Origin of the sequence: Streptomyces sp. NPDC049577 (genome assembly GCF_040675635.1) — a bacterium.
In the GTDB taxonomy this organism is placed as follows: Bacteria; Actinomycetota; Actinomycetes; order Streptomycetales; family Streptomycetaceae; genus Streptomyces.
Genome location: NZ_JBFAPH010000026.1, coordinates 1 through 20408, shown reverse-complemented (window position 1 = coordinate 20408; position 20408 = coordinate 1). Strand labels below are relative to the sequence as shown.

Genomic DNA, 20408 nt, shown 5'->3' with positions numbered 1-20408 from the left:
CCGTCCGGCTACCGCTTGTAGGGCTGCCAGGTCGTCGAATTCCGGGCGCCCAGGCGCAGCATCTGCTCCTCGACGACATCCCGCAGCCGCCGCTCACTCAGCACATGGCCTTCCACCGTGACCTGAAGGTGCTGGTGCACGACGGTGCCGCCACCGCCTGCTCCGGCCAGGACCAGGCGCGAGGTCCCGGCGCCCACGCCGATAGCGGCAGCGCTGGCGACGCGGGGCCGGGCGAGGGCGAAGGAGTTCACCGCAGATGCGGCCACCGTCCGCATCTGATCGTCGACCTTGCCCGCGCCGGCCGAGACACCATCGGCGATGCCGTGCGGTATCCAGTGGCCCACCTCGCGCGCGAAGACCTTCGACGGCGAGGAGATGCCCAGGAAGCTCTTGGCCGCGCCGAGGGCGCTGCTGGCCAGATTGCGCAGGCTGCTGTACAAGCTGCCGGCGGCGCCGGAGACGCCGGAGACGATGCCGTGCACGATGGCCGAGCCGACCGAGGCGAACCGGCCGGCGATGCTGCTGGCCGCGCTCCACGCCCGGCTCAGGCCGCTGTGGATGGCGGAGGCGATGCTGCCGACGATGCTGGTGATCGTGTGCCAGGCCGAGGTCATCGGCCCGGTCATCGCCGAGCGGATCGACGACCACAGCGAGGACGCCACGCCCCGGATAGCGCTCCAGGCGGAAGACAGCCAGCCCGAGACGGTACGCCAGATGGACATCAGCGTGCTGCTGGCCGCGTGCATCGGGCCGGAGACGGCTGAGCTGATCGCTTTCCACACCGCGGTCGCACCGGCCTTGATGGTGTTCCAGATGGCGGTGAAGAACGCGGCGATCGCATGCCAGACGGCCTTGGCAGTGTTGGTGATCTGCGTGTGGAAGTGGTTCCAGATCGCGACCAGGACGGCGATGGGGAACGCGAAGATCACCAGCAGCAGGGGCCACCAGGTCTTGAAGAAGGAGACGATCCCGTTCCACACGGCGCGGGTGGCCGAAGCGATGGCGTTCCAGGCAGCCTGGATGCCGTGCCAAAGTGCCGTGACGGCCGAGATGATCCCGTGCCACGCTGCTTGCAGGGCGCGCCAGACCGCCACCGCTGCCGCGCCGACGGCGGAGAACGCGGCCTGCACGGCGTTGCGAAAGCCCGCGAAGTGCACGTAGGCGTAGATCAGCCCCGCGACCAGGGCGGCGACGGCGATCACGATGAGCGCGATCGGGTTCGCATCCATGGCCACGTTCAGGGCCCACTGGGCGGCGGCCATCACCCGGGACGCGGCGGCGGCCAGACGCTGGGACGTCGCCAGCGCACGGATGGCGGAGGCCGCCTGCCCGGCGCCGCGGCCGATGTCCACGACGCCCTTGACCGCCCCGATGACGGCCCCGGTGGCGAAAGAGACGACGGCGGCCACCAACACGGTGCCGATCACCGTGGCCAGGGCGAGCGCGGCAGCCTTGTGCTGCTCGAAGAAGCCGACAGCGGCGAGGATGACCGGGATCAGCTTCGTGCCCACCACGATCGCCGCGGTGGTCACCGTCTCCTTCAGCCGGCCCATCTCCACGTTGAAGGACTGCTGGGTGATCTTCCAGCCTTCGACGTCCTTCGAGGCGTCGTTGTAGGAGGCCCCGACCTTCTTGACGCGCTCGCGGAATCCCTCGCTGTTCTCGCCGGTCAACTGAAGGGTGGTGTTCAGGCCGATCGCGCCGCCGGTGAGCTTCTTGATCGCGTCGGTGTACGTCTGCGCGGCCGGCCCTCCGCGCTTGAGCTCGGCGGCGAATCCGTTGGTCTTGTTCTGGAGCGTGGCGTACTGGGCCAACAGGTTGGCCTGCTCCGGTGGCAGCGTCTTGAGGGTCTGCCGCCAGTCCCCGAGCGAGATCGAGCCGGTGGCGTAGGACTGCGCCAGCTTCTGGAGGCTCGGCGGCATGGCCTTGACCATCGCGTCCGCGTCGGCGGCGGCCTGCTTGGTGCGGTTGAACGCGGAGAGCAGGACCGTGCCGGACGGGCCCATCTTCGACAAGACGGTCTGCGACAGCAGATCCAGCGTGCCGGTCAGGCCGCGCTGACCGAGCTTGGTGGACACGTCCGTCGAGGACAGGCCAAGGCGCTGCATCTCCTGGACCGCGACATTGTTCGGCGCGGCCAGGTTGCGGATGGTCGAGGCGAGTTCCTGGGTGGCCTCGCGCGCGCTGGTGCCATGCTGGGTGAGGGTGGCGATCGCACCGCCGACCTCGGCGAAGGACACCCTGTTGGCGGAGGCGATCGGGATGACCGTGGCCAGGGAGCCGGCGAACTCCTGCATGGTCATCTTGCCCTCGCCGGCCGCCGTCTTGATCGCATTCATCACGCGGACGGAATCGGACGCCTTGAGGTGATACGACGCCATGACGCTGGTCATGGCATTCGTGACGTCCTTCAGGCTCGCGCCCTCCTCGCGGGCGCCCTGGGCCGCGGCCTTGAGGACCTTCAGCCCGTCCGCACCGCGGTAGCCGGCCTTCTCGACCTGGTACATGCCCTCAGCCAGCTGACTGGTCGAAGTGCCGGTCGACCGGGCCAGCGACAGGACCCCGTCGGAGACGAGCTTGAGGTTGCGCTGGGACTCGCCGCAGGCGGTGACCAGCAGGTTCATCTGCTGCTGGAAATCACCGGCGGCTTTCACGCCGTAGGCGACGAACCCCAGGCCGACGAGGGTGGTGGCCTTCCCCACCTTCGTCAGCGCAGTGTTGAGGCCGCCCATGCGGGAGGTGAATGACTCACCGCTCTGCGCCGCCTGGGCCATGCCGCGCGTGAACGGGGAGGTCTCCGCGCGCAGGCGGACGAAGAGGTCGGCGACCTCGGCCATGGCCACCTCCTCGGCATGTGCTCACAAGGCCACGGACAACCAGCTGGCGCGGTAGTGAGAAAAGAAGCGGCGCTCAGGCCCTTGGCCAGGGGCCTCGGAAGGCGGCGGCGTACAGCTGGGGCGCGACCGTGGCAATGCCGAACCGATAGGCCGGATACAGAAAGGGATAGGTGGTTGCGTTCTTCAGCCCGGTCTCGAGATAGAGCCCATAGCGGCTGGCGGGCGTGCGCCCGTAAGGCGGCGTGAACCCGACGCCGGTGCCGACCTTCGTCTCCCAGCCCGTGCCGGACGGCGCCACGGGGGTGTGGGTGATCGAGCGGCGCAGCGTGCCGGAGACGACGGCCGGCCCGGTCCCGGGGCTCGCGGGGGTCGGTGTGCCGCGCGGGTGGCTGCCGACGGACGCGTTGGTCTTGGCCTGACGCTCGACGGCCAGCGCCAGTTGGGTCAGGACGCGCCGCGTCTTGACCTGTCCCTCGCTGGTGATCTCGGCAAAGAGTCTGCTGAACAGGCCGGGGTGCAGTTCCACGTGATCACCCCGTCCGCGACCCGCGCTCGGCGCGCCGTCGTTCGCGCTCGCTCTCGCGCTGCTCGTGCTCGGCAAGCATGCCAAGAATGTCCAGGCAGTACCGCCGCACGTACACAGGGGTGGCCTGGAGTTGCTCCCAGGACCAGTGCATGCGGCGCATCAGGATGAAGTCGGCCCACTCGGCCGGCGACTCCGCCGACGCCCACGTCCCCTCAATGATCGACTCGACGGGAAGGAGGACGTCTTCGTAGTACGGGGAGCCGGGGCCTACTGAGGGTCCGCGACGCGGCCGATCTCCTCCATGATCTTGTTCGTGATCCGCAGCGGCAGGCGCGCGATGTTCTCCGGCGTGATGTCCCCCAGGCGCGGCTGGTCCCCGCCGTCGCGCAGCTGCTCGTACAGCGCGACCGGATCGGCGTCAGGCCCGATCTCCGGCGGCGCGGCGCCATTGGGGTCGTAGACCTTCCACGCCACGATCACGCGGGCGAAGACCCGGTACATGGCCTCCTGCGCGGCCTGCGGATCCAGGGGCTGACCGTTGGCGTCGAGCGGGACGTCCTCGGGGGTGATGTCGCGCGGCGGCAGGAGCTGGGGGTTGCGCATCAGGACGGAGACGTCGTCACCGAGGTCGGGGAAGGTGAGCAAGACGTAGGGGTTGGTGTACCCGGACACTGGAGTCTCCTTGCGGGTGAGGGCGTTGAGGGCGTGGGGTCCTCGGCCGTGCCGCGACGCCCTCACACGCGAGCACGGCCGAGGAGTTGAAGTCCTCTATTAAGGAGGCCACTTGCGATAAAATTTCTTCATGCCAGAGACTTCCCTGAAGAGGTGTTCGGCGTGCCGTGAAGTGAAGCCGATATCCGATTTCTACATGCAGTCCACCAATCCCACGCACCGCTCCTATGGGCGCCCTCAAGGGCGATGCAAGGTGTGCGTTCGGAAGAAGAACTCAGCACACCAGCGAAAGAACTACGACCCGGAAAAGTACCGGCGGTGGAGGCTCAAGACGGAGTTCGGCATCACCGCCGAGGACTACGACAGGTGGGTTGCCATGCAGCATGGCCGCTGCGCCATATGCAACGGCCCGCCTAGCGGGCGCTGGAAGCGACTTCATGTCGACCACTGCCATCAGAGCGGACATGTCCGTGGACTTCTATGTCAAGCGTGCAACAGGGGCTTGGGATACCTCAACGACAGCCCTGAACTGCTGAGGCGAGCGGCACGCTACTTGATGGCCGGTGAGAGCAAATGATTAAGTGCAGCAAGTGTTCGCAGGCGCAGCCCGCCACCGAGTTCTACGTAGTTCGGAAGACGGGCAAGAGGCGCGACTGGTGCAGGACATGTGTCAAGTCCTACAACGCAGAGTGGCAACGGGCGAACAAAGACCGCGTGGCTAGGACACAACGTCGCTCGAAGCTGAAGCTGAAGTACGGCCTCACAGAGTTGGAGTGGGAGCGAACGCTTGATACTCAGGGAGGGGGCTGCGCGATATGCGGAGCGCAGCCCCACCCCAAACAGGGGATTGCCGTGGACCACTGTCATACGACAGGGCGAGTACGCGGGATTCTGTGCAGCAAATGCAACCGCGCTCTGGGGTACTTCCGGGACGATGTCGAACGTCTCCTCAGAGCTGCCACGTACCTTGAGGCTAATACGCCGAAGTCACCCAGTTTTTAAGGACGGCCTGGATCGCACCGCTGTCGGTGGTGTTGTAGATGCCGGAGATCTCGAAGTCCGCGGTGACGTAGGTGCCGCCCTTGTCGTAGCCGCCCTTCGACCAGCCCGGTTGCGTGGTGGTCAGAGTCAGAGAGGCGCCGCCGGCCGTGACCGGCTGCGTCAGGACGGCCGACGTCGGAGAGGTCTGGAGCGCCTGGAGGTACTGGTTGTAGTCGGTGTCGTTCTCATAGATCGCTTTGTACTTGATGTCCGCGTCCAGGACCCCGGTAAAGACCTCGCGCGGCTGCTGGGTGCCGTTGGAGGCGTGGATGGCGTCGATGTCCCGCTTGAGGGTCAGGTCGTAGGACAGACCGCGCGTGCTGCTGCCGCCGGCGTTGGTCATGGCCCACTGCCAGCCCAGCATCGGCTGCACGGCGGTGAAGGTCGGCGCCGGCAGGCCGGTCTGCACCGAGCCGATCCAGCCGGTGAGCTTGGCGTCGAGGGTGGCCATGCCCTTCGGGTCGATCTTGAAGCCGACCTCGGAGAGCATGCAGCCCGGGTAGCCCCATGCCTCGTAGACCGCGTGATCGACCAGGGAGTACGTCGGCTTCGCCACGCTCGTGGATTGCTTGAAAGTGTGGGTGGTCTGCGAGATCACCGTCACCGACGAGGAGTGGGTCTTGGTCAGGCCACCGGCCGGAGTGGTGATCGGGATCGTGTACGGACCCGAGCCGGAGGGCGTGCCGGTGACGGCGTACTCCAGGTTGGTGGAGGTGTCGATCGCGATCGTCGAGCCGGCCGGGATGGTGGCCGCGGTGCTGATCGACGTCGCGCCGACGATCGTGGAGGAGGACAGGGTCGTCGAGACGCCGGCGGTGACGGTGTCGGGTCCGATGACGCGCAGCATGTAGCCGATGCAGTCCGGGTAGGCAGGCAGCTCCAGAGACGCGGTGGTCTGCCCCACGCCCTGATAGAGGCCCTGGAGAGCAGTGTCGTTGGCCCGGAAGCTCTCGTCCTTGAGCTGGGTGTATTCGATGTTGAAGTCGGACTTCGTCACGGGGAGGTAGAAGGTCGGCGCAAGGAAGGTTCCTTGGACGGCTTCCTTGGCGATGCCGACCCATCCGAGTCGGGAGAGGAGCGTCACCGCAGCTCACCTCCGTTGCTCTCGTCGGTGTCTGCGGCGGTCCTCTTGGGCCGGGCCTTCGGCGGCTGGTCGGTAGAGCTGGGCGGGGAATCGGGCTTTTCAGTGGCGCTCCAGCCGTCGAGCAGGACCGGGTGCTCGGTGGTCTCGCCGGGCGCCACGGTGTGGGCCTCGACGGTTTCGGTCGCGGCGAAGTGCCACGGCGTGGTGGTGTCGTTGCGCTGGCGCACAGGGCTCTCCCGGGGTCGGGGCATGGGAAAGCCCCCGGGCCAGGCAGGCGCGGGGGCTGGATAGGGCGGCGTTGGCCTAGCCGTTGATCTCGGTGTCGTCCGCCCAGTAGGTGATCGTGCAGCGCAGATCCGCGCGATCGCGCAGGCCGGGCTCGGGGTCGGTGTAGTCGACGGTCACCTCGGGCGGATTCTCAGCCACGCTGAGGAAGCGGCCGCCGTGGGTCTTGTCGAGCATCAGCCCGCCAATGCGCTCCAGGACGAGGCCGACGGCCGTGTCCAGGGCCTGCTGCGGGTCCTCGCTGCTGCCGGTCGGCGACGAGGCCGGCCATATGATCCGCAGCTCGAACAGATGCCGGGCCATACGCCGAACGTGTGCCGTGCGCTCCTCGCGCAGCTGCCGGCGCAGGACGTACAGCTGCGTCCGGCGCTGCGCAGGGGTACGTGGCAGGTACGCCTGGACGACGTCGAAGGGCCCGCCCAGGGCGGTGTGCAGAGCGGGCAGGCTGTCGGCGGGGTTGTAGTCGCTCAGCCATGCGGCCTCGCGGGTCACGGCGTCGGCGGAGCTCACTGGCTACCCCCCTCAGGTCCGCTGGTAGTTGCACAAGATGGCCTCGGCCTGGGCGGTCAGGACGCCTCGGTCGTGGCCGAACTGCGTGCCGGCCGGATCGATCTCACCCAGTACGAGGCCGGCGGCCAGGAGCTTGCAGGCGCGCGCGAGGTCGGCGGGGACGGTGGTGTACCCGCCGTCGTAGGTGATCCGGATCAGGGAGCCGATCGGCAGGAACGTGCCAAGCGCGAACCATATGTGCCCGCTGTCCGCTTCGGCGCCGATCAGCGAGGCGGCGGCGATGGTCTGACTGCCGCCGTAGGAGCGCAGGATTGTCACCCGGAGGTTGGAGTACGACCACATCTCCGGGTAGCGGGGCGCGTACTCATTCAGCCAGACGCGGCGGACCTGGTCGCCGGGGCCGAGGGCGTCGGCGTAGGAGCGGCCGAGCGTGCCCTGGATGTCCATGGGCAGGCCCGCGGCCTCGGTGTACTCGTCCGGGTCGATGCCCTGCGCGCGGTGGGACTCCGGCACGGCGGTGAACGGCGCCAGCCGCCGGCCGCAGATGCCTTCGCACTGCCGGGTGGCCTCGACCATCAGCTGGTCCAGGGCAGCGGGTGAGTAGTCGCGGACGAGGTCGGCGAACTGCCCGGCCGCCAGATCCGCCGCGGTGGTGAGGGGCACCGGGGAGTCCGCGGCCACCGTTCTACTCCGCCGCGGCGGGCCGGCGGCCCCGACGCCCGGCGGCCCTCGGCGCCGTCTCGTCGTCGGCCGGGACGTCCTCGGTGAACTCGGTGCGGTCCGGCCGGCGGGAGGGGGTGACTTCGGTGAAGCCGCCATCGGGGATCGCCAGCAGGGCGGCGACCTGCTCGCTGTCGTCGATGTCGACGACGGCTCCGTCCTCGGGCCAGGTGTGCCCGTGGGAGTCGCTTCCGGCCTGGGCCTTGCGGATGAGCGGCATCGCGGCGCGCTCCTTTCGACGGACGGGGGCCGCCGCGGCACACCGCAGGAGGAGGGGTGTGCCGCAGCATGCCCGGGGCGGGGTCAGCTGGAGAGGGTGGTGGTGACGCGGGAGAGACGGCCCAGGTACTTCGGCGCGCGTACCGCGAGGGTGGTGTCCGAGACGATCGCGTACGGGAGCTGGTCCGGCCCGGCGGTGGTCGGGTAGACGTCGAGCGGGGTGAGCTCGCGCACGTACGGCCGCACCACGAAGTCCTGGTTGCGCGCCATCAGGTAGATGTTCTCCTGGCCCGTGGCCAGCGGCTTCACCGACGCGTTGGTGCCGACGTAGGCGGCCGGGCCGGCGGCGGGGACCGTGCTGCCGTTCTTGGGGGTGAGCTTGACGCCGTCGTCGACGATGCTCGTGGTCAGGATGGGGGTGACGCCGTCAGCGGCGATTCCGACGGTGGCGTCCACGTACCCGAGCAGCGTCTCCGTGCCGGTGCTCGTGCTGCGGTAGACCTTGTACAGGTTCGGCTGGGAGCCGTCCAGGCCGGTCGGGGTGCTGAAGCTGAGGGTGACCGTCGACGTGGAGCCCGTGGTGACCTGCGAGACCTCGGTGGACGGCAGTACCTCGCCCTGGCGGGCGATGACCGGCACGACCTGGTAGTAGTACGTCGCCGCCGGCAGGCTGCCGCCCGAGGTCGCGGTGGCGGTCGTCACCGTGCCCATGCCGAAGCTCCGCGCCGACAGGAACGAGGTCTTCACGATCGGCACGTCGCGGTACGTCAGCACGTTCAGGCCGCTGGCGACCTCCACGCGGTCGACGAACCGCTGCTGCGCGGTGAGCAGCTGCGCGACCTTGGACGCGGCCGTCGGCGACATCACGAACATCCAGGACGCGTCCTGGACGGCCATGGCGGCCTGCTGCTCGACCATGTCGATCAGCTTGTCCAGCGCTCCCAGCGTCATCGCCGCGTTGAAGTCGATCGCGTTCTGGTTGCTGCCGGAGAAGGTGGAGACGAGGCTGTCGAGGCCGTCGAACTGCGGGTAGCCGCCGTACTGCGTGGAGCCGGAGTTGCCCCAGAGGATCGCGTTCTCGATGTCCCAGTACAGGCCCTGGATGGAGCCCTCGATCTCCTGCGCGCGCAGGTCGCCGATGAGCTGCCGGGTGACGGCCTGGGAGTAGCCGGTGACCGCGCCGACGGACTGGAGGTTGCGGATGGGGAAGCTGTTCTGGACGTAGGTGCTGTTGGTGACCGGGCGGGCGCCGCCATCGGCGACGAAGCCGCCCTGGGCCCGCGCCGTCCTCTGGTTGAAGTAGTAGACGGTCGAGTCCCACTTGCGGGTGGGGATCGCCCGCACGAGCGGGGCGTAGCGCCGCTGGTACTCCAGCAGCATCGGGTCGATGATCGTCGGAACGAGCGGCGCGGCGCCGGCGGCGGTGAGCGCCTCGCGGAGTTCAGCCTGGGTGGCCATGAGGGGGTGCCTTTCTCGGCAGCGGTCGGGCATGACGACGCCCCGCACCCATGGGGCGGGGCTGGGTGACCATCACTGCCGAGCGGCACCAGCAGGCGGCTGGCGGTCAGGAAGAGGAAGGGGGCCGCAGGCGGCGGCCGGACGGACTATTCGGGCTGAGGAGTGCCGCGGTTGCCGAGGACGGCGCCGACGGTGATCGGCGCCATGTACTGGCGCCACTCCTCGGGCGTGTACTCGTGCAGGGGCTTGGCCGGCGCGCCCTCCGGCAGCCCGGTTGCCGTCGTGGGCGCGGACTCGTGCACCGGCGCCACCAGGCCCTTGCGGGCCGGGCCGCCGGTGGCCTCGACGTGCTCCTGGACGGCGTGCGGCAGCGCCTTGGCGATACCCTCGGCGACCAGGCGCGCGATCCGCTCGTCCTCGGTCTCGGTGACCGTCGACTCCTCCGTGCTGGCGGCGGCTTCGCTCACCGGGGCGGCCGGAGCCGACTCGGTGGCGGCCTTCGGCGTCATGGCGGTGACGAATCCTGCGAGCGCGTCCGAGAGCTTGTCGAGCTTCGCGCCGATGGCCGCGATGTCGTCGTGGGTGCCCGGGGTCTCGGCCGCCGGGCTGGTGGACTCCGCCATGGCGGTCTCCTTCTCCTGGGGGATCTCGGCCGCCGGCCTGTCCGGTGCCGATGTCTGCGTGAGGGCGCTTTCCATTGCGTTGTCGTCGACGTCTTCCATGTCGTCGTCGGTGTCCTCGGCCGGGGCGCCGGGGACGTCGATGTCGGCATCCATGTCCGGGTCGAGGCCGGCCAGAGCCTGGCAGGCGCCGGCCATCGCGGCGCGACCGACGGCGTCGAGGTCGGGCGGGTCGACGCAGTGCGACATCACGGTGACGGTGGTCGGGCCGTTGGTGAGACTGATACACATCGACCCGGCGCGCTCGGAATCCGCGTCGTATCCCAGCTCCTCGGCGACGGCCTCCGTGAGCTGACCGATCGGGTCGATCAGCCATCCCTCCTGCGCGGCGACGGTAACCCCGAAGCCGCGCAGCGCCTTGGTGATGCGCTGCTTGATGCGCTTGAGCTGCGCGGCCGAGTAGGCACGGGCGTTGTCAGCCTGGTTGATGTACGACCACGCGGCCTTGGCCTTGGCCTTCGTGCTGATGTCGTAGCGCTTCTTGTTGTCCGCCTGGTACCCGGGGTCGGCGTACGGGCCGCCACCGGAGACGGGGGCCGGCGACGAAGCGGCGTCCGCCTCGGTCACGGTCGTATGCACCAGCGCCTCCTGCACTGACTCGGTGATGAGCACCCGGCCGGGTGCGCTCTCCGCCGGCGCGAGGGGCTCGGCGGGGGTGTAGGTGTCCACCCGCGCGCCGAGGACGCCGGGCCGGCGGGTGAAGTCGAGCCCGTCGATCTCCAGGTCGTCCGCGGTCTCCACCGGCCCGTCCGGGCCGGTGCGCCGCCGGACCGGCCCGACCCAGGCGCCGCGGATGCTGACCCCCGACAGGAACGGCGGGCCGTCCGCACCGTCGACGAGGGCGGCGATGGCGCGCGCGGGGGCAGTGTCGGCGAGGTCCGCGGTGTAGTGCGCGGAGCCGTCGTCGGCCTGGGTGATGCTGGTGATGCGGCCGACGATCTGCGTGGAGTCGTCCCCGGCCTCGTGGTGCGTCAGCATCGTCAACGGCTGCGCACCATCATCGATCCGCGCCTGTGCGCGCGTGACGGCCTTGCTGATGGCCTCGGCGGTGTAGAGGCGGCCGTTGCGGGAGACGCCCGGGACGAGGGCGATGCCGGTGATCGAGCCGATGCGAGTGGCCACGACTCTCCTCCCCTTGCGTCGATGGTTCAGTGGGAAACACGCGGGAATTGAGTACCGGTACTCACGACTTCTCGCATCGCTTGGGCGATAGTCCCCGGATGATGAGGAAAGAGAAGCGAACCGGTGGGTGTCTGACCGTGGCCTTGACTGTCATTGAGCTGACGGTCCTGGTGTACATCGGCGTGTGTTGGGCGTCGTCCTACTGGTCGTTGGATGCGCAGCAATACGGCGACCCGCCAGGCCCTTACGTGAAAGCAGCTTGGGCCGTTCCGGTAGCTGCTGTGATCGCAGCAGGAATCGCCAGTATCCGGCGCGTATGGGCGGTGGCGATCGGACAAGCTGTCATGGCCATCGTTCTCTACGGGATCGTGAGCGATGCTCAATCAGCGGCAGAGCGCGTTTACGAGGACTCATACCGCAAGGCATGCTATGCGGGCCTGATGTGCGCTGGTGGCCTGCCACCCGCAGGGTAGTTGCCGTAGTTCAGGTGGGGGTGAACCAGCTGGCGAAATGCGACAAGGAGACGTCGGCGGCGTAGCAGCAGCGGCACACCGGGTGCGTCGGCAGGCGCGGCACATCCAGCGACGACCACGGGCTGCCCGCCTCGTAGCCGATGCAGGTCTCGCACACCCGCCCGTCGCCGGCGGTGATGACGTCGACTCGCTGGACGCCCTCGGACTGGTAGAGCGTCAGGGCGCCGTCGTCGGCCGCCGTGGTCATCGCCCAGTCCACCGTGAACGCCATCGCCGCGACGTCGTCGGAGGCCAGGACGTCCAGGGCGGCGTCGATCATCTCCTCACGTGGTGCGCCGTCTTCGGCCGCAGCCGCGAGGGCGCGGCCCAGGTCGCCGGCGGCGCCGTCGAGCATGCGGGCCAGCCACGTATCCGTCTCGGCCCACAGCTCATCCAGCCGCTCCAGCGACCGGTAAGCGTGCTGGAAAGCGATGTCCCACTCCAGCCGCACACCGCGTGCGCCCAGGCGTTCGGCGGCGATCGCGACCGCGTTCACCATGCCCTCGGCCCGGCCGGCGGCGATCGCGGTGCGGACGGCGGTGCGCAGCGCGGTCCAGCCGGGCAGGTCGGCCAGCGCCCGCAGCAGAGCACGGGCGGCAGCCAGCGCCTGGGCCGCCAGCTCGCCCAGTGGCCGCCGTGCCTCCGCCAGCCCGGCATGGAGCCGGACGGCATCCACCGCCCCGGCGACCGCCTCCCGGTCGATCAGCGGCCGCCACGCGGCGGCGACGGCCCGCATGTGGTCGGCCTGCTGCTTCTCGCGCCGGGCGAAGAGCCGCGCCCACATCCCTTCGAGCCGGCCGAGGTCGACGGTCACCTCCAGGATGCGCGCGTCGTCGGCGTGCTCGATCGCGGTCTGCACCGCCGCCGAGCAGGCTGCTCGTACCCGTTCGGTCATCGGTCCGCCGGAGGCGGCCCAGCCGGCGGCGAACCCGGCCCGCGCGGGCTCGGCGATGGGGTGGGGCTGTGCTGCCTCACGCGGCATGGCCGTCACCGACGTCGGGGAAGCTGGCCAAGGCCTCGCGGAGCCGTACCCGGTACGTCGCTTGCCACGCCGACTCGCCGGACACGGCCGTGCCCGCCTGTCCTGGCTGGTCAGGAACTGCGGAACCGGGCGCGGCGGGCACGTTGTCCGGGCTCTTGTCCGGAGTGTCCCCACCGGTGTCCGGCTTCTCGACCGTGACCGGCTTGCCCGCCTCGGGAGCTGAGGGCTCCAGAGCGGTCCCGCGGAGTTTGTATGCGATGCCGGCCCTCGACGCGGCCTCCATGTCGATCCAGCGGACCAAGTTCTCCCGGTCGACCAGGACGGGCTCGCCGCCGCCCTCGACCGGCGGTTCGCCGATGTCGGCACGGTACCGGTCGAGCGTCCAGGACCCGTTGCGCAGCCGCATGTCCCGGATCTCCTCGACCGTCTTGGAGTCGCGCATGTCGACGTCCCGGAACTTCAACTTCCAGCCCGCGACGCCGAAGCCGACGCGCGCGAGGTGGAAGTTCAGGGCCTCCAGCACGAGTTCGGCCAGCGGCTGGCAGGTATTGACCATGAACGTGCGGTCCTGCGCCTCGCCCGTGCCGCCGCCCAAATTGCCGGACTCGATGATGCCCACCTTCGCGGGCGGGACGCCGTATGCGGCGATGATCTCGTCGCGCTTCTGGTCGAGGTACTGGAGGTAGTCCATCGTCCGGGACTGCGCCAGCTCGTGGACCTCCGCGCCGCCCTTCGTCGTGATCGGCGTGCCGATGTTGCGGGGACCCACATTGCGCTGCATGTACTGCGCCGTCCACCGATTGATCTCCGACGCCGAGGCGCTCGCCGGGTGATCCACGTGGATGACCGGCGGCGCGCCCTTACGGAAGATCTCCTTGCTCGTAGCCGCCGAGAAGAGCCAGGCGGTGATCGGCAGCAGCGCGGCCTGCGTCGGCGAGACACCGAAGATGCCGGACCGTGGCGAGTCGAGGCTGATGTGGATGACCTCGCGCGGCTCAAAAACGGCCCGCTGCCCCAGCTCGGTGACCTGGACGTAGCCGGTGACCGTGCCGTGCTCGTCGGCGATCGGCAGCATGCTCGGACAGTCCAGCGAGTACAAGGCGACCGGCTGCCCACCGAGCCAAACAATCTCGATGAAGGCGTCACCGAAGACCAGCAGGTCAGTGATCGCCCCGCGCAGGATCTGGCGGATGTTCTCGCGCGGGTTGCAGTAGGCGAGCATCCGCTCCAACAACAGCACCCCGGGTGGCTTGTCCGGCTGCTCCTGCTCGCCCTGACCGTCGTCGCTGTCCCAGTCGGTGACCAGGCCGCCGGCGGTGATGGTGCGGGCGATGGCGTTGACCGAGGCCCACGCCCACGGGCAGGCGAGGTAGGCGTCGTACAACTGCGTGAGCGTGGAGCGCCGGTCGGTCTGTGTGGAGACGCCAAGGCCCTGGTTCGTCTCGGTCAGGCCCGCCGGGCCGATGCCGTATTCGAACCCGGCACGCTCGGGCAGCCGGTTCGGTGCCGTCTCCAGGACTTCAGCTTCGGCGCCGGTGCGGGCGCGCCACCAGGACTTCAGTCCCACGGGGATGTCACCGTCCTCCCCGCGCTCGGCGTCTCGTCGTCCTGCGGCCACCACGGCTCGCCGTTGGCCGGCTCAGCCGGGCGGTAGGCCATCGTCGGCCCGAGCGGCTCCAGCCCCTCTACGCCGGCCGCGCCGGCCACGGGCTCCTCGGGGACCAGAAACTGCGGACCCGTGCCGAGGTTCGCCAGCAGGTACCGGAGGGCGTCGGCGGCGTGGTCGTCGGCCGTGGTGTCGGCATCCTCCGGGTCGCCCTTCGTCGCGTGCGGCAGGTCGGTGAGCTCCCGGTAGAGGTTCGTGACCGTGCTGAACAGGTGCAGGCGTGGGCAGGTGTCCCAGCCGAGGGCACGGTGGTGCGGGCAGGCGGGAGCCTCGGCCAGGTAGGAGTGCACGCGCTGCCAGCCGGTCACCCGGGACCCCGGGCCCTTGCCGGCCGGGGTGAGGTGGACGCCCTCCTCCGCGTACACCGCGGCGATCGCTTTCGCGTCGCCGCGTGCCGCCCACATCGCATCGTCGGCGTACCGCGCGGCCACGTGCTCGCCGTCGGCCTCGGCCGCGAGAATCCGCCGGGCCTGCTCGACCTCCCCGACCCCGCGCTGGTAGAGCTCCCGGTACACCCACACCCGCTCGTCCTCGTCGACCGCCGCCCACAGCACGGCCCACGGGGCAGCGAAGCCCCAGTCGAGGCCGTTGAACCGCTTCCACGAGGCAGGCAGAGCGATGGGGGCGATGACGTGCCGGTCTCGCTTGATCTCGGGGAACATCTGGCCGGCGAAGACGTCCCAATCCCCATCGAGGAAGGCGGCCCGCAGCTTCTCGGGCAGGGCTGCAAGGTCTGCGCCGTACTCGGGGTTGACGTGCGGGTTGTCGGACAGCTTGGACGGGATAAACCGCACGGTCCGGCCGCGCTCGTCCGTCACGACCTGGGCGCCGTAGTGGGTCGGCTGGATGTACCGGGTCTTGACCGCACCGTGCCCGGGTCCGCCCGGGTTGGTACCGGAGCGGATGCCGAGGACGGGGATATCGCGACGGCCGGAGCGCAGCCGGGACTCGAGGAACGAGCACACCTCGGGCGGGGTGAGGGTGCGCTCGTCGAAGATGAGAAGCTGGTACTGGCCGCCCTGACGGCGCGTGGCGTCCTGGATGCTCTCGGCATACCGAAACATGATCAGCGAACCGTTGGAGAACCTCAGCTCGAAATCGGTGCCGTTCCAGCGGGCGCCGACCGCACGGGCGAAGTCCACGGTGGCCAACTCGGCGATCAAGCTCTCCTTCAGCTCGCCGTAGGTGCGCCGGAACGCCCCTACCCGCAGGCCGGGGTAGCGCACGCACTGGCGGATGGCCTCCATGACCAGGCTCTTGGTCTTGCCACCGCCGGCCGAGCCGCCGAAGAGGACGTCGAACTCCGTGGCCGCGTGGAACTGACGCTGCTTGGGCGTCGGTACGTACCCGAGATCGGCGAAGACGTCCGGGGGCGGTGTCTCCAGGCGTTCGGCGGCGAGCAGGAGAGCGTCCACGGCTCACCTCCGAACCGGGTCAGGAGACGGCTCTCAGCCGCCGGGCGGCCACCTGCCGGGCCTCCGTGGCCAGCGGGCCGGTGATGCCGGCGTGCGCAAGGGCTGCGTCGATCGCGCGGATGACGGCTTCGGCCTGCTTCTCGGAGATGGCGGCCAGGCGCTCGTCGATGTTGAGCCGGGCGATCGTCCCCAGGACGGCGGCGGCCCGGTCCATGGCCCGCTCGTACAGCGTGACCTCCGCACGGATCTGCTCGCCGTGGTCGGTGGAGTACCGGATGCTGCTCAGCTCGTTGACGCGCTCGGCGAGGGCGGTCTTGAACGCCAAGATCTCGCCGGCCAGCTCCGAGAGCGCGACGAGAGGGTTGTCGACGGGCGCGGCTCCGAGCGCGGCGAGCGTCTTGCGGGCCTGGGCTTCGACGGCGGCCTCGGCCTGGCGCCGCTCGGCCGCCGCCTTCGAGCGGGCGGTCCCGCCGCCGTGGTAGCGGCAGACGGTCATGTTCTGGAGCGCCCAGTTCTCGCAGCGCTCACCGTCGCGGCTGCGATGGGCGGTGCACTGCCGGTCCGGGGTCGGGTGCGGTGAAATCGCGGTCACCTCGCCACCCCTCTCAGGCCCAGCCCGGGGGCAGAGCGACAGCGATATCCGGCGCCGGATCGCCGTCCGGTGTCGGTACGAGTTCGGGGGTGCAGTCGCAGCCCGGGAGGTCTTCGGGTGCGGGGGCGGTACACGTGGCCTGATGGATGCGCGCCGCGGCCTCCAGGCCGATGGCGTGTTCGGCGCAGGCGAAGACGGTGGTGGTGCAGTCCGACGGCCGGGGCATCGGGCCGAAATCCGGCTGCTGCTGCGGATCGCCGAGCAGCATCGCCCGGTCACGACGTCCCTGTTCCCATGCCAGGTGGTCAGCGAACTCAGCCTCGGTCAAGCGCCGTTGCCAGCTCACAATGGCAGACGAGCCACATGCTCTGCATGTCGGTCCGCCAATCGGTGAAGAACGCGGCTGGGGATGCGATGCAACGACCACCAGACACTCCTCTCGATGATGCGTTACCCGGAAAGCTGTCGAGCAGGCCGCTTCCAACTAGGCCGTCTCATACATGGACGGGAAGCCTTCGGGCGATGCGTGCGTCTCGCCTCAAGGATCGAGTCACCTTGACAATCAGCACACTCGGCCTGGCGCTGAGAACACAGGCCTTCAGCCAACGGCATTGTCAGTGCCGGAGGGTACGGTTCCGTTTCATGACGATTGACTCATCCCCAGCTCTGGACTGGGCCAGCCTTGGCCAGGCGTTTGCATCCGCCTACGAGGAACTGGACGTTAATGACTACCTGAATGCACACAGCCGAGATGAGGAGCCGCCACCTCCTGTTGAGGTGGTTGATGCAGATGAGCCGGAAGGCGCGGACGAACTCCGCGCCGCATGTTTGCGGCCCGTGGAGCACTTGCGCACGTACTTTCCTCATGAAGCATCAGACTTCACCCCTTGGGTCGCCAAGAACCTCGACAGGGTGAGGAGAGCCGCTTGGATGGCAAAGCCTCTAACTCTCGTTGGCACAGAGCAGAAAATAGCTGGGTATCGAATTGATGTCCTGGCTAAGACTCAAGTTGATGGATGTGATCGATTCGTGGTAATCGAGAATCAACTCGAGAGAACAGATGCAGATCACCTTGGACGCCTCATTACATGTGCGGCAGAGGTGAACGCTAGCCATGCCATCTGGATCAGTACCGAGTTCCGTGAGGAGCACTTGAAGGTGATCGATGCACTCCAACACAACGCTGGCGGATGCATCTTCATCCCGTTGATCATCGATGGAGCTAACATGTACTCAGAGGGCGGGAAGGGCTACGCGAATTTCCAATTCATCTCCCCGCCGACCTACTCCACGCCCGACGATCACCTTCGCGAGAAGCTCCATGATTGTCTACGAAAGACCCATGAGGCTTGGCTTGCATTGCACCGCATGAAGAACATCGCAGAGCTTTACCCCGGGGTGGACTTCAGCAGGTATCGTCATCTCATCCAGGAGATGGGTCTGTGGGGTTACTACACCGACGAATTGGCTGATGCGCTGCTCGAAGTGATACCCAAAGAGAGGCGGACTCGCTCGACTTCGTGACTCCAGGGAGAAGGCCCGGTGCCGGCAGCGCCCAAAGCCGTAACGCACTGCCTAAGCGGGACCGATCACAGTGACGGTGCCGGTGCTGCTCTTGTGCTTCAGCGTCCCGCCCTCGACCCACAGCACGCCCCCCGAGGCGGGCGTTGCGGGGGCGGAGCTGTTGTTGAGGTAGAGCGCGCCGGTGAGGGTTCCGCCGGCCAGCGGCAGGAAGGTGGCGTCGACCCATGCTTTGCGCACGGCTTGGTTGCCGAAGGCGGGGTCGAAGCCGGGCAGGACGGGGATGGCCGTGTTGAATGTCTTCTCCCCGTTGATCACCTGGTCGCCAGCGAGCGCGACGGCGCCGATAGCGGCCGGGGCGAGCGGGTCTGTGCCGCCGGTGGCGTGCCTGGAGGCGTGGTTCGTGGGGGTGCGGGCGTCGCTGAGCCGGGCGTCGTCGCCGGCCGCGACCGTGCCCGGCGCCGTGCCGACGTTGAGGGCCGCCGCCGTACCGAGCCCGAGGTTCGCGCGGGCCGCCGCCGGGGAGGGGAGGTCGGAGAAGTTCGCGGTCTTTGCCAGGGCGTACGCGCGGTCGCCATGCGGATCCGCCGCGGCCACGTGCGCACTGACGGCGCTGGACGCCGCGCCGGCCGCATCGAACTGGGCGACGGCGGCCGGGGCGAGTATCGGGTTCGGGTACGAGCCGGACAGCACACCGCCGGCCGGACCGGTGGGCGGCAGGCTCTGCCCGGTGCCGTCCGGCTGGGACACCGGGGCAACCTCCGCGAGGTCGACGGTCGAGCCCAGTGCGGAGGGCAGGTCGATCCAGTAGGTGCGGCGGGCCCCGGTGAGCTGCTCGTCGACCGCCATCGCCACCCGGCCGGCAAGACACCGGGGCTGTCGGTGGTCAGCAGGACGACGGAGGCTGTGCCAGAGGAGCTGATGGTGATGGTGCAGGCGCCGGAGTAGATCGCCTTGTGCGCGGCGTCCACGAGGACGGCGGACGGGCTGAGGATGATCCGGCCCTGGGCGGCAGCACCGCCGGCCGGTACGGGCCGGTTGATGGTGAGGGTGATGGTGGAGGCACCGCTGGGAAACGGCATCCGGCCCCCTTTCCGCACTGGGGAGGGAGCGCGGTTGGTGATCAGGCCGCGGAGTAAGTGCGGCGCGCGCGCTCGCGGGTGGCCTTCTCGGCTTTCACGACGTCGATCGCCCGGTATTTCGGGACGCGGGCGAGCGGGGAGTTCGCGCGCTTCAGATGGCCGCGGTGTGCCCAGGCCCGGATGACCCCAGGTTTCACGCCGGCGGCCTCGGCGGCCTGCGCGGTGGTCCACAGGGTGGATTGGAGGTCCCCGTCGAGATCCAGCACCGCGCCCTCCTTGCCGGGGGAAAAGCGAAACCCCGGAGGACGCGCGCTCCGGGGTCGGTGATCCATGGCACACGTGTGCCTGCTGATCAAGTTACGCGTAACGCAATGGGCCGGTCAAGCAGCTGTTATCTGCCGGTACTCGGCGGCCAGATGCTGGATGTGCGCGGCGTACTCCTCGGTCGTCAGCAGCACGCCGCACGTGATGTTTCGACACTCGATGTAGGTGTCGCCGTCGTCCCGGTAGAGGGTGAGGAGCTCACAGCGTGGGCACGGCACGCGATGGTGCACGGGCCGGGTGTCGCGGCCGGTGAACTGCTGGGCGGCTGTGTGCCAGGCGTGGATCTGGGCGGCGGGGTTCGCGGAGAGGCGGTCGTGGGTTTCGTCGGCGGCCGGGTGCTCGATCAGTGCCCAGTCGAGATGGGTGGAGAGGAACCGCACGGCCTCGGTGACAGCTGCGCCCTCGCTGGGCCCGGTCGGCCGGGGGCGGAGCCGGCGGAGCGAGCGGATGTCGTCCTCCAGCGTGAGCAGTCCCCCGACAATGTGGTCGGTGAGGAGCCGGGACGGCTCGCCCGGCCATCGTGGGCTGGCGGGGGAACGACCGATGGTGCCGGTCTTCGGGCCGGGGCTGCTGTGGAGTGCCTCCAGCCAGACCGCGGCGAGGAGTTCGGGGAGGGCCAGGAGTTCGGCGCGGGTACGGGCGCAGCAGCGCGTGCAGTGGACCGGCTGGCCGAAGACGGGAGTGATGTCGTGGGGGATGCCGTCTTCGGCGCGTAGCTGCTCGGCTCGGCGCCAAGCGCTGTTGTGAGCTCCGGGGCACGGGATGGGAATGGGCACGTGGCCTCCCGAGGTGCGTGAGGGTCGTGTGCCCATTGTGCCCGTCCCGGTCAGCTCAGGCCGTCGACCGCCTTTCGGTAGTCCTCGGCCTGCTGCGGGGTGAGGTAGTGGGAGACGCGGATGAGGGTGGCGCCGTGGACGAAGTCGTATTCCGCGAAGGCCGGCAGGCTTTTGGAGACGGTCTGCACGTACTGGGCGCGCGCCTGGGCGTCCTGCGGCGTGGTGAAGACCTCGACGGCACTGCCAAGTTCCACGTCGCCCGTCTTGTAGACGCTGGCGTCGTCCTTGGGAACGCGGCTGTCCGCGAAGGTGACCTTGCTGGTGTACTGGCCGGGCCGCCCGAGCAGGTGATTCTTGTCGGACTCGGCTGTGACCGTGCTGGTG

23 protein-coding genes and 1 pseudogene are annotated in these 20408 nt (G+C 69.1%); 4 read left to right on the top strand and 20 right to left on the bottom strand.

Annotated features, from left to right (window positions below; genetic code table 11):
* Positions 1-8 precede the first annotated feature (8 nt).
* From AB0K09_RS05800 to AB0K09_RS05785, 4 genes are all read right to left on the bottom strand, one after another.
* Complete coding sequence (locus tag AB0K09_RS05800; protein ID WP_366064025.1) at positions 9-2837, bottom strand: phage tail tape measure protein; 2829 nt, start codon at positions 2835-2837, stop codon at positions 9-11.
* A gap of 73 nt (positions 2838-2910) precedes the next feature.
* Complete coding sequence (locus AB0K09_RS05795) at positions 2911-3363, bottom strand: hypothetical protein (protein WP_366064024.1); 453 nt, start codon at positions 3361-3363, stop codon at positions 2911-2913.
* 4 nt (positions 3364-3367) lie between these two features.
* Positions 3368-3514: a hypothetical protein gene (locus tag AB0K09_RS05790; protein WP_366064023.1), complete on the bottom strand. Its 147-nt coding sequence runs from the start codon at positions 3512-3514 to the stop codon at positions 3368-3370.
* Between the two features lie 116 nt (positions 3515-3630).
* Positions 3631-4035 carry a hypothetical protein gene (locus AB0K09_RS05785; RefSeq protein WP_366064022.1) on the bottom strand — a complete coding sequence of 135 codons (405 nt, stop codon included), beginning with the start codon at positions 4033-4035 and terminating at the stop codon, positions 3631-3633.
* A gap of 130 nt (positions 4036-4165) precedes the next feature.
* Here AB0K09_RS05785 and AB0K09_RS05780 point away from each other — a divergent pair, with 130 nt between their 5' ends.
* Positions 4166-4612, top strand: coding sequence for an endonuclease VII domain-containing protein (locus AB0K09_RS05780; protein WP_366064021.1), 447 nt, complete (start codon positions 4166-4168; stop codon positions 4610-4612).
* A complete protein-coding gene (locus AB0K09_RS05775) occupies positions 4609-5037 on the top strand; it encodes an endonuclease VII domain-containing protein (RefSeq protein ID WP_366064020.1) in 429 nt (142 codons plus the stop codon). The genes AB0K09_RS05780 and AB0K09_RS05775 overlap by 4 nt, the downstream gene beginning before the upstream one ends.
* Here AB0K09_RS05775 and AB0K09_RS05770 read toward each other — a convergent pair.
* From AB0K09_RS05770 to AB0K09_RS05740, 7 genes are all read right to left on the bottom strand, one after another.
* On the bottom strand, positions 5009-6160 hold the full coding sequence (locus AB0K09_RS05770; protein ID WP_366064019.1) for a phage tail tube protein: 1152 nt from the start codon (positions 6158-6160) through the stop codon (positions 5009-5011). The genes AB0K09_RS05775 and AB0K09_RS05770 overlap by 29 nt on opposite strands.
* Positions 6157-6387, bottom strand: coding sequence for a hypothetical protein (locus AB0K09_RS05765; RefSeq protein WP_366064018.1), 231 nt, complete (start codon positions 6385-6387; stop codon positions 6157-6159). Before AB0K09_RS05765 ends, AB0K09_RS05770 begins: the two co-directional genes overlap by 4 nt.
* Positions 6388-6463: 76 nt before the next feature.
* The gene (locus AB0K09_RS05760; RefSeq protein WP_366064017.1) at positions 6464-6955 is read right to left on the bottom strand and encodes a hypothetical protein; all 492 of its coding nucleotides are present in this window, start codon (positions 6953-6955) and stop codon (positions 6464-6466) included.
* A 12-nt stretch (positions 6956-6967) separates the two neighbouring features.
* Complete coding sequence (locus AB0K09_RS05755) at positions 6968-7636, bottom strand: hypothetical protein (RefSeq protein WP_366064016.1); 669 nt, start codon at positions 7634-7636, stop codon at positions 6968-6970.
* A 4-nt stretch (positions 7637-7640) separates the two neighbouring features.
* Positions 7641-7895: a hypothetical protein gene (locus tag AB0K09_RS05750; protein ID WP_366064015.1), complete on the bottom strand. Its 255-nt coding sequence runs from the start codon at positions 7893-7895 to the stop codon at positions 7641-7643.
* A gap of 83 nt (positions 7896-7978) precedes the next feature.
* Complete coding sequence (locus AB0K09_RS05745; protein WP_366064014.1) at positions 7979-9352, bottom strand: phage major capsid protein; 1374 nt, start codon at positions 9350-9352, stop codon at positions 7979-7981.
* Between the two features lie 146 nt (positions 9353-9498).
* Positions 9499-11154, bottom strand: coding sequence for a DUF6582 domain-containing protein (locus tag AB0K09_RS05740; protein ID WP_366064013.1), 1656 nt, complete (start codon positions 11152-11154; stop codon positions 9499-9501).
* A gap of 98 nt (positions 11155-11252) precedes the next feature.
* Between AB0K09_RS05740 and AB0K09_RS05735 the strand changes: the two genes are divergently transcribed.
* Complete coding sequence (locus tag AB0K09_RS05735) at positions 11253-11627, top strand: DUF6234 family protein (RefSeq protein WP_366064012.1); 375 nt, start codon at positions 11253-11255, stop codon at positions 11625-11627.
* 10 nt (positions 11628-11637) lie between these two features.
* On the opposite strand, the gene AB0K09_RS05730 is transcribed toward AB0K09_RS05735, so the two are convergent.
* The 5 genes from AB0K09_RS05730 to AB0K09_RS05710 are packed head-to-tail and all read right to left on the bottom strand — an operon-like array spanning position 11638 to position 16649.
* Positions 11638-12648 carry a hypothetical protein gene (locus AB0K09_RS05730; protein WP_366064011.1) on the bottom strand — a complete coding sequence of 337 codons (1011 nt, stop codon included), beginning with the start codon at positions 12646-12648 and terminating at the stop codon, positions 11638-11640.
* Positions 12638-14215, bottom strand: a complete 1578-nt coding sequence (locus AB0K09_RS05725; RefSeq protein ID WP_366064010.1) for a phage portal protein — start codon at positions 14213-14215, stop codon at positions 12638-12640. Before AB0K09_RS05725 ends, AB0K09_RS05730 begins: the two co-directional genes overlap by 11 nt.
* Positions 14206-15729: a terminase family protein gene (locus AB0K09_RS05720; RefSeq protein ID WP_366064009.1), complete on the bottom strand. Its 1524-nt coding sequence runs from the start codon at positions 15727-15729 to the stop codon at positions 14206-14208. The genes AB0K09_RS05725 and AB0K09_RS05720 overlap by 10 nt, the downstream gene beginning before the upstream one ends.
* Positions 15730-15748: 19 nt before the next feature.
* Positions 15749-16321, bottom strand: a complete 573-nt coding sequence (locus AB0K09_RS05715) for a hypothetical protein (RefSeq protein WP_366064008.1) — start codon at positions 16319-16321, stop codon at positions 15749-15751.
* A 13-nt stretch (positions 16322-16334) separates the two neighbouring features.
* On the bottom strand, positions 16335-16649 hold the full coding sequence (locus AB0K09_RS05710; protein ID WP_366064007.1) for a hypothetical protein: 315 nt from the start codon (positions 16647-16649) through the stop codon (positions 16335-16337).
* Positions 16650-16963: 314 nt separating this feature from the next.
* Here AB0K09_RS05710 and AB0K09_RS05705 point away from each other — a divergent pair, with 314 nt between their 5' ends.
* Entirely contained in the window at positions 16964-17845 is an 882-nt protein-coding gene (locus AB0K09_RS05705) for a hypothetical protein (RefSeq protein ID WP_366064006.1), read from the top strand.
* A 51-nt stretch (positions 17846-17896) separates the two neighbouring features.
* Here AB0K09_RS05705 and AB0K09_RS05700 read toward each other — a convergent pair whose 3' ends face one another.
* From AB0K09_RS05700 to AB0K09_RS05685, 4 genes and pseudogenes are all read right to left on the bottom strand, one after another.
* On the bottom strand, positions 17897-18691 hold the full coding sequence (locus tag AB0K09_RS05700) for a hypothetical protein (protein WP_366064005.1): 795 nt from the start codon (positions 18689-18691) through the stop codon (positions 17897-17899).
* Between the two features lie 274 nt (positions 18692-18965).
* A complete protein-coding gene (locus tag AB0K09_RS05695) occupies positions 18966-19190 on the bottom strand; it encodes a hypothetical protein (protein WP_366064004.1) in 225 nt (74 codons plus the stop codon).
* A gap of 114 nt (positions 19191-19304) precedes the next feature.
* Positions 19305-20024, bottom strand: coding sequence for a hypothetical protein (locus AB0K09_RS05690; RefSeq protein ID WP_366064003.1), 720 nt, complete (start codon positions 20022-20024; stop codon positions 19305-19307).
* 50 nt (positions 20025-20074) lie between these two features.
* A pseudogene (locus AB0K09_RS05685) lies at positions 20075-20408 on the bottom strand (hypothetical protein); the annotation flags it as partial.

What these genes read in the sequence shown, in the direction of transcription:
- AB0K09_RS05800 (WP_366064025.1), bottom strand. Translation starts at nt 2,837, where the DNA reads ATGGCCGAGGTCGCCGACCTCTTCGTCCGCCTGCGCGCGGAGACCTCC.
- AB0K09_RS05790 (WP_366064023.1), bottom strand. Translation starts at nt 3,514, where the DNA reads ATGCACTGGTCCTGGGAGCAACTCCAGGCCACCCCTGTGTACGTGCGG.
- AB0K09_RS05780 (WP_366064021.1), top strand. Translation starts at nt 4,166, where the DNA reads ATGCCAGAGACTTCCCTGAAGAGGTGTTCGGCGTGCCGTGAAGTGAAG.
- AB0K09_RS05775 (WP_366064020.1), top strand. Translation starts at nt 4,609, where the DNA reads ATGATTAAGTGCAGCAAGTGTTCGCAGGCGCAGCCCGCCACCGAGTTC.
- AB0K09_RS05750 (WP_366064015.1), bottom strand. Translation starts at nt 7,895, where the DNA reads ATGCCGCTCATCCGCAAGGCCCAGGCCGGAAGCGACTCCCACGGGCAC.
- AB0K09_RS05745 (WP_366064014.1), bottom strand. Translation starts at nt 9,352, where the DNA reads ATGGCCACCCAGGCTGAACTCCGCGAGGCGCTCACCGCCGCCGGCGCC.
- AB0K09_RS05735 (WP_366064012.1), top strand. Translation starts at nt 11,253, where the DNA reads ATGATGAGGAAAGAGAAGCGAACCGGTGGGTGTCTGACCGTGGCCTTG.
- AB0K09_RS05730 (WP_366064011.1), bottom strand. Translation starts at nt 12,648, where the DNA reads ATGCCGCGTGAGGCAGCACAGCCCCACCCCATCGCCGAGCCCGCGCGG.
- AB0K09_RS05705 (WP_366064006.1), top strand. Translation starts at nt 16,964, where the DNA reads ATGACGATTGACTCATCCCCAGCTCTGGACTGGGCCAGCCTTGGCCAG.
- AB0K09_RS05700 (WP_366064005.1), bottom strand. Translation starts at nt 18,691, where the DNA reads ATGGCGGTCGACGAGCAGCTCACCGGGGCCCGCCGCACCTACTGGATC.